Source organism: Aporhodopirellula sallentina SM41, from assembly GCF_000346505.1.
Classification (GTDB): Bacteria; Planctomycetota; Planctomycetia; order Pirellulales; family Pirellulaceae; genus Rhodopirellula; species Rhodopirellula sallentina.
In genome coordinates, this window is the sequence record NZ_ANOH01000406.1 from 1 (window position 1) to 7,848 (window position 7,848).

Consider the following 7,848-nt stretch of genomic DNA (forward strand, 5'->3'; position numbering starts at 1 on the left):
GGAAAGACCGAGCTACGTGAGCCGAACTGGCCGTAAGGCCTCGGGTGGAAACGCCGGCCAACTCACCATCCCAACCACCCCCAAAAACCCGAGTGCTCACGCACTTCGGCTCACGGCACCTTTCGACCGTAAACCATCCCCAACAACGGTCACCACTCCGCAAAACTGCATTCGTTTGCTGATCGGACCGCGTCGGCGTTTCGGCTCGTATAATCGACGGGTGAAATTCGCACCTCATCCGCGCTGACCGGGACTTCCATGACACGACTTCGCCTCACTCAAATCTGTTTGTTGTCACTTTTTGCGTTCATGGGGCAACCGAACCTCTCGTTCGGTCAATCCAACGATTCACCGCCAACCCAACCTGCGTTCGGGCGACTCGACGAGGCAACCGCCCACCAGTGGTCAGAGCTCGTGCTCGACGGCGTCGACACGCAGTTCCCCAACAAGCTGTCGTTGGTCTACACCGATGCCGATCAGCTCAAGACGCCCAAAGAAAACTTCCCCGCGTTCTATGGCTGCTTCGATTGGCACAGCAGCGTGCATGGGCATTGGGTGCTGGCTCGACTGCTCCGCACCCATCCGGATCTCGACGCAGCCCCCAAGATCCGTGACGTGCTGTCGGCCCACCTAACGCGGGAGAACATTGAACAGGAAACCGCGTTCTTCGGTCGCGACCAGCACAAGAGCTTCGAACGCATGTATGGTTGGTCGTGGTACTTGCGACTGGCGATGGAACTCGACGACTGGGACGACACCGACGCCCGGCGATGGCGTGAAAACCTACGGCCGTTGGAAAACTTGTTTGTCGAACGGATTCGCGACTACCTACCGCTGCTGACCTTTCCGATTCGCACCGGACAGCACACCGATACCGGTTTCGCTCTCGGACAGATTCTCGACTACGCCCGCGTGATGAAACTCCCCGATCTCGAACTGCTCGTGATCGATCGTGCCAAAGCTTACTACCAAACCGACATCGACTATCCGGTCCAATACGAACCGTCCGGCCACGACTTCTTCTCATCCGGATGGAACGAAGCCGACTTAATGCGTCGGGTTTCGAACTCGAACGATTTCGCGGATTGGTTTGAAAAGTTCATTCCGAATCTCGACGAGCGACTGCGCGACGGAACGATCGAACCGGTCGCGGTGAGTGACCTGTCCGATGGAAAACTGGTCCACTTGGCCGGACTGAACCTCAGCCGAGCCTGGTGCATGCGAGCGATCGCGATGTCGCTGCCCGATGACCATCCCCATCGAGACTCGCTTATGCAAAGTGCGTCCGATCATTTGAGTGCTGGTTTGGCATACGTCAACAGCGGCCACTATGAGGGCGATCATTGGTTGGCCACATTCGCATTGTACGCCCTCACGCAATCCGATGGCGAGCGTGATGAGTGACGTCGAATCGGTCGCTCGACCGTCGCACCGGTTTCGGATCGGTCCTGGACTGTTAGTCACCGCTGCATTCATCGGCCCCGGAACCGTGGTCACGGCGAGTCGCGCGGGCACTCTCTTCGGGTGCGAATTATTGTGGACGGTTCTGTTCGCGGTCGCGGGTACGATCATACTGCAATCGCTCGCCGCTCGGCTCGGCATCCTGACCGGGACAGGCCTCAGCGAATCGATCCGCGACACGCTGCGAGGGTCTCGATGGCTGCGTCCGATGTTGGCGTTGGTGATCGTTGCAATCGGGTTAGGAAACGCCGCGTATCAAACCGGCAACTTGACCGGGGCCGTCGTGGGCGTGTCCGCACTTTTGGGCGGTTCGCGACAACTCTGGACGCTCGCGATTGGCGTTTTCACGATCGTGGTGATTGGGGCTGGTCGCGACCGGTTGTTGCAAACGGTGCTCGTGTCGCTGGTCGGATTCCTCAGTGCAGCGTTCATGGTGACCGCGATCAAAGGCATGCCGTCGCTCGATCGAGTCGCCGCGGGTTTCGTGCCGAGAATCACGCCTGACAACCTCACGTTGGTCCTGGCGATGATCGGTACCACGATCGTTCCCTACAACCTGTTCTTGCACGCGAGTCGATCCGCCTCGACATGGAAAGACGTCCCGCCAGAGCTGGCGATCAAGCAAGCCCGATTTGACACCACGGTGTCGATCACACTCGGTGGACTCGTGACCGGCGCGATTTTGTTGACCGCCTGCGGAGCGTTCTTTGACCAACAGATCGAGTGGACCACGCCCGACCAAATCGCCGTCGGATTGCGTCCGGCGCTGGGGTCGCTGAGCAGTCAAGCGTTCGCGATTGGCATGTTCTGCGCGGGCCTCACCAGCGCTGTGACCGCGCCAGTCGCGACCGCGTATGCGGTGTGTGGATGCATGGGTTGGCCGGCGCATCCGGCCAGCAAAATGTTTCGCGCGGTTGCAATTTCGGTCATCGCCGTCGGAGTGATAGCGGCAACAGTTCTGCACGGAAGCCCGGCGGCTACCATCATCGTCGCCCAAGTCGCCAACGGGATGCTATTGCCGATCGTCGCGACTTTGATGTTGATTGTGGTCAAGAAATGCACTGCCAATTCGCCATTGGCGATGTCCCCGTGGGGCGTCTACGCGGCATGGGCGATCATCTCATGCGTGACTGCACTGGGATTGTGGCGAATCGCTGCTGCCGTGCGTTGACACACGCGACTGTCGAGGGTGATCGGTTGCGAAGAAACCCAGTCTTCTAGCGAGCCACCCATCATATCAATGCACAGCCGCTACCAATTCACAGCCATGACGCCCCGCTGCTACTCACCGATACGGCCTTGCTTCGCCCCCCCACAACCGATTCGTAGCTCCCGCCGTTGGGCATCTACGACCGATTCAAATCCTACAACGCACAAAATCCCGTCGATATTCCGCGCCACGCGTGACGCAGCCTGAGTCGTTACATCCAACCCGATCGCCCAAGGGCTAAATACCTTTAGCGGAACGGTGCGAGCATTCTCCCAATCGAATCGCAGTCCCCGCCGTATCACATGAATCGGGCCTATCAACCGCAGGTATAACGCAACCTTGCCACGACGAACGACAAAGACGCAAAGCGGAACGCATCAAACAATGAAGAATGTGTCGTTTGAAAGCTTGATCGCAAGTTGGCTTCTGCAAGACGGCTGGCAAGTCTTCTCTCCCATGTTGGACCACGGCCACAAAACCGATTTATTGATTTCAGACGGACCGAATTTTCATCGCATCCAAATCAAATCGTTTTTCAGCAAAGGCAAGAACCAAGAAATTATCAATTGCTGGACACCGTCACCGATCGACTATGTCGTCTTGTTTGCGAGAAACGGCAATTGGGGAGTCATCGCGCAAGCCTTCGCCGAAAAACGCCGACCACTTAACCATCAAGAACACAGGAAGTTCATCCGCTGCAAGAAAAACTTTCTACGTGAGTTTCACTTGATCTAGGTGGCAGTCGCTACTTTTCCGCCGCACTTGATTTGCCGGTAACCCCGTAGTGGATGCCGCAAGAAATCCTCCCGCTTGAGACGCTAAAGCGTGTCTCAGATTTACAACCTTCCTAGCGTTGCTATCTTGTGGCGACATTTGCCCTCTGCGCGGTCGTCGGCTTGTGGTCAGTCAACGCCCAAAATGAGGGGCTGTGGTATTGGACGAGTTTGCGAGCCTCCGCTTTTCACCCGCTCAAAAGGACTCGCGACCTCGTCCACCACCCTCGGTTTCGATGTTGACAGACCACTAGCTGATCCCGTGCCGGCTAGCCGTGTTAATACCAGTTCTTTGGGCTAGAACATGCTCCTTGTCCTAAAACACGGTGTTGGGGCATTTCATACGCCCCTCCTGTCCCACGACGTCCTACTGATCGAAAGTGATTGTTTTGTTAAATCTGTTCGACACGCACGCACACCTCAATACGGACACGTTTGATTCCTCGGTTGACGAAGTTATCGCGCGGGCAAAGGAAGCTGGCGTGGGAGGGATCGCGGTGATCGGGATCGATGTCGAAACGAGTCGGCGGGCTTGTGAGTTGGCGAAAACTCATCCGGGTTACCTGCACGCCGTCGTCGGCATCCAACCGAACTCGGCAGCTGAAGCTGCGGAGAATGATTTCGAGGTGATCCAAGAACTCGCCGAGCAACCTGGCGTCGTCGGCATAGGTGAAACGGGGCTGGATTGTTACTGGGACGATACGCCGATCAAGATGCAGCACGAGTTCTTTCAACAACATCTCGACTTTGCCGTCGAGCGTTCGTTGCCGGTGGTGATCCACATGCGAGAAAGCTGTTCGCTGATCATTGAACAATTGCGATCGCAGTCGAGCCTTCCACCAACCGTGATGCACTCGTTCACCGGCAACCTCGACGAAGCCCGCGCGTGCCTCGATCTCGGCTGCATGATCAGCTTTGCCGGCATGGTCACGTTCAAAAAAAGCACGGATCTGCGTGAGGTCGCCGCGATGGTCCCTGAAGATCGCTTGCTCGTTGAGACCGATTCCCCGTACCTATCCCCTGAACCTCTCCGCGGTCGACGCCCTAACGAACCGGCCCGCGTCGGACACACCCTGCGCTGTCTCGCCGAAGTCCGCAAGGTCTCCCCCGAAAGCCTCGCCGAAAGCACCACCGCCAACGCCCGTCGATTCTTCCGCATCTAGGCTGTACTTAATCGAAGCGTTCGCGGCGATACATCGATTGAACTGTCTCGCTGCCTGACGCTGCATTCCGCATGAACGAACTTCTCAAAGAGTACTTCGGCTACGATTCCTTTCGTCCGCAACAGGCGGAGGTGATCGAGCATGTCATGGCGGGTAGGCATGCGATGGTGGTGATGCCGACCGGGCGGGGGAAGTCGTTGTGTTTTCAAATTCCTGCGCTCGCGGCAACGCCGGGTGACGGGAACTTGACGCTCGTTTTGTCTCCGTTGGTGGCGTTGATGCAGGACCAAGTCGACGCGTTGCAGGCTCGCGACATCGACGCAACCCTGATCAATTCATCGCTCGACCGGAACGCCCGTTTGCAGCGGCAAGAGGAGGTCGCCGAAGGCAAGTACCGGTTGCTTTACGTGACACCGGAACGGTTTCGCAAAGAAGAGTTCTTGGAAACGATCGCTCATCGCAACATTCAACTGCTCGCGATCGATGAGGCACACTGTGTCAGTCAGTGGGGACACGATTTCCGGCCCGATTACAGCCGCATCGCTGAGATCCGTGAGTTGCTAGGCAATCCGACCACGATTGCCCTGACGGCGACCGCGACCGCGGAATGTCGCGCCGACATCTATCGACAAATGGGTATCGCTCGCGAAGACATTCGCCTGTTCCACGAAGGGATCGATCGGCCGAACTTGACGATGAAGGTCGAATCGGTTGTCGATGAAGATCAAAAAAACGAGCACATCGTCGATGCCCTTCGCGATCCAGATATCTGGGGCGAGAACGGTGACCGTCCCGGAGGCACGATTGTCTATTTCTCGTTGATCAAAACGCTCGAACGGTTCGCCGACAAACTGCGCCGCGACGGGTTCGATCACGTTTGTTATCACGGTGATCTTTCACGAACCCAGCGTCGCTCGATGCAGGACGCGTTCATGAGCGGTGAAGTCGACACGGTGCTCGCGACGCCCGCGTTCGGCATGGGAGTCGACAAGGAAGACATTCGGCTGATCGTGCATGCCGAGACACCGGGATCGATCGAATCGTACTACCAGGAAATTGGCCGCGCCGGTCGCGACGGAGAACCGAGCCGATGTGTTTGGTTGTACGACCAAGCCGACCTGATGACGCAAATGCAGTTCATCGAATGGGCCAACCCAGACGCGGGATTTTACGACCGGCTGATGCACGCGTTAACGCAGCACGCGGACCGCTGCGACGCGTTCGGGCTGGACTGGCTGAACCAACAATTGCAACGGGTCAGCCCCCATGACCACCGTCTCGAAACCGCGATCGCGATGCTCGACCGCCACGGCGTGATCGCCGGGCCGAGACCACCGGAGTGTTTTCAAGTCGTCAGTGATCTGCCACGAGACTTGTTCGGCGAAGCTGCCTTAAACGAGAAGATGCGTCGCGATCAACAGCGTCTGTACGCGATGGTCGAGTTCGCCAAAACCCCGGAAGCCGAGCGACAATCGTTCTTGAACGAATACTTTTTGGGCGACGGCAGTTAAGACCTTTGCGTGGGTGTCGCTGCGCTCAACCTGCGGCTCATCGTCGGAATTCTTTCGGGATGGTGAAAGACCTGGGGCAATCAGCAGCTTTGGCAAGGTCCACGACGGGATCACTCTTTGTGTTGGTTGTTCCCTTTTTTGCTGTCCGCGATGCGTTACATTTCCTGCATGACAACTGCGATCCAGTCGGTAGAGTAGGTTTCGAAGCCAGGTGCTTTCGCATGCCCGATGCAATACTTTTTGCCTCGATACTGATCGATAAAGAATCCTTTACTCTCGGATCTGATGGTTTCCCAGCAAGGAAGTGTTCCCGACAGTGGCTCGGTTCCTGACCGGTAAGCCAGAACATTGCCATCCGGATCGAGAATGTATGCGACGGTCTTGTTCTGTTCGCATTCCGCTATGGGCAAGTCATCGAGAATGGGCTTCGCGAGTCCGTCCCAGTTGAAGACGGCACCGAGCACTCCCACTGTCGGCATCGTCGCGATTCCCTGTTCCCGAACCGAACATGAATAGACCAGCGAATGTTGTCGATCAGCGAGCTCGGACGCGTTCGCTGATTCGAACCCGAATTCGTTGCCCGTGGAATGGTCCATCGCTTGTGAATACCAATCCGAATTGGAGACGTTACAGCCAACGGAATCAAATTGGGATTTGCGTCCATTTGCGACAACGATCCCGTCTCGATTGCAGATGACGAGATCGTAGTACACGGTATACGCGTCGAGAATGACACCGAGTCGCTGGGCAGCGTATTCAAGACTTTCTTTCGTTGGCTCGGACAATGCGTTTACCACACTACTGTCGGTGGCCCACCACCGGACGTCGCACGTTCGCTCGTATAGGTTTCGGTCAATCAAATCAACGCAGTTCAGAGCGAGGTCAGAGAGACGTACTCCACGAATGTTGGTTTCGATGATCTGCATCAATTGATCTACGCGCGACTTGGTGATGCTCGCCATCTCATCCGCCACTGCTCCCGTCTTCTGCGAGAGTGTTTGAATCTCCTGCGCGACAACTCCGAACGCAGCACCATGTGCGCCAGCCCGCGATGCTTCAATTCGGGCGTTCAGCGACAGCAGTTTGGTACGAGCATTGATCGTATCGATCTCGTCGATAGCAACGCCGACAGCACGGGCTAGGTCTTGAATGAGTGTGGTCAGCTTTTCGTTGCTGTCGAAATCCGAGTCGTCAGTGGAACCGGGTGCCGATGGGTTTTCATTTGCAGTCCTCGATACGGAGGCGGCGGAAGTCGCGGAAGTCATCTCAAATATCTCGTCTAGGGGCATAGTCGTTTTGGTTTCATTGGTGACGAACCAAATGAGCCGATTCCGCCTGGCAGGCTCGATGATCAATCGAACGAATCATAGAATGCGACTAGCGACAAGGCCCGTCGATTTGCCTTGGTCAGTGCCGAGTCATTCCCCGCAGGTGGAGTTACGTGGAATAAAAGCATTCCACACGGCGAGATTTGAGCGTCCATGTCAGCGTGTATTCCACCGACCCCGAAGATGATCGCCCCGCAGCGGATCAGGAGAGAAAGCAAACGATTTGATTGCTAATATTGAGCAGTATTAATCAGTCTGGTGTCCGTCCGTCGCGGGCCATCGCACTCTCGCTCTTGCGAGAGACATCGTAGGCCGGACCAAGCGCAGCGCAGTTCCGGCATCCCCACGACGTTGGAGTCCAAGCATCAACCGCCCGGCCGTGAAAACAGCCAACCGATGCCT

General features: G+C 56.7%; 6 protein-coding genes. 5 read left to right on the plus strand and 1 reads right to left on the minus strand.

The window, feature by feature from the left end:
* Positions 1-258: 258 nt before the first annotated feature.
* The 5 genes from RSSM_RS26265 (at position 259) to RSSM_RS26285 (ending at position 6,118) form a co-directional block, all read left to right on the plus strand.
* Positions 259-1,404, plus strand: coding sequence for a DUF2891 domain-containing protein (locus RSSM_RS26265; protein ID WP_008686913.1), 1,146 nt, complete (start codon positions 259-261; stop codon positions 1,402-1,404).
* Positions 1,397-2,632 carry an Nramp family divalent metal transporter gene (locus tag RSSM_RS26270; RefSeq protein WP_044303707.1) on the plus strand — a complete coding sequence of 412 codons (1,236 nt, stop codon included), beginning with the start codon at positions 1,397-1,399 and terminating at the stop codon, positions 2,630-2,632. Before RSSM_RS26265 ends, RSSM_RS26270 begins: the two co-directional genes overlap by 8 nt.
* Positions 2,633-3,055: 423 nt before the next feature.
* Complete coding sequence (locus tag RSSM_RS26275; protein WP_236621405.1) at positions 3,056-3,406, plus strand: hypothetical protein; 351 nt, start codon at positions 3,056-3,058, stop codon at positions 3,404-3,406.
* A 418-nt stretch (positions 3,407-3,824) separates the two neighbouring features.
* On the plus strand, positions 3,825-4,607 hold the full coding sequence (locus RSSM_RS26280; protein WP_008686921.1) for a TatD family hydrolase: 783 nt from the start codon (positions 3,825-3,827) through the stop codon (positions 4,605-4,607).
* 71 nt (positions 4,608-4,678) lie between these two features.
* On the plus strand, positions 4,679-6,118 hold the full coding sequence (locus RSSM_RS26285) for a RecQ family ATP-dependent DNA helicase (protein WP_008686923.1): 1,440 nt from the start codon (positions 4,679-4,681) through the stop codon (positions 6,116-6,118).
* Positions 6,119-6,273: 155 nt separating this feature from the next.
* Here RSSM_RS26285 and RSSM_RS26290 read toward each other — a convergent pair whose 3' ends face one another.
* Complete coding sequence (locus RSSM_RS26290; RefSeq protein ID WP_008686925.1) at positions 6,274-7,383, minus strand: methyl-accepting chemotaxis protein; 1,110 nt, start codon at positions 7,381-7,383, stop codon at positions 6,274-6,276.
* Positions 7,384-7,848 lie beyond the last annotated feature (465 nt).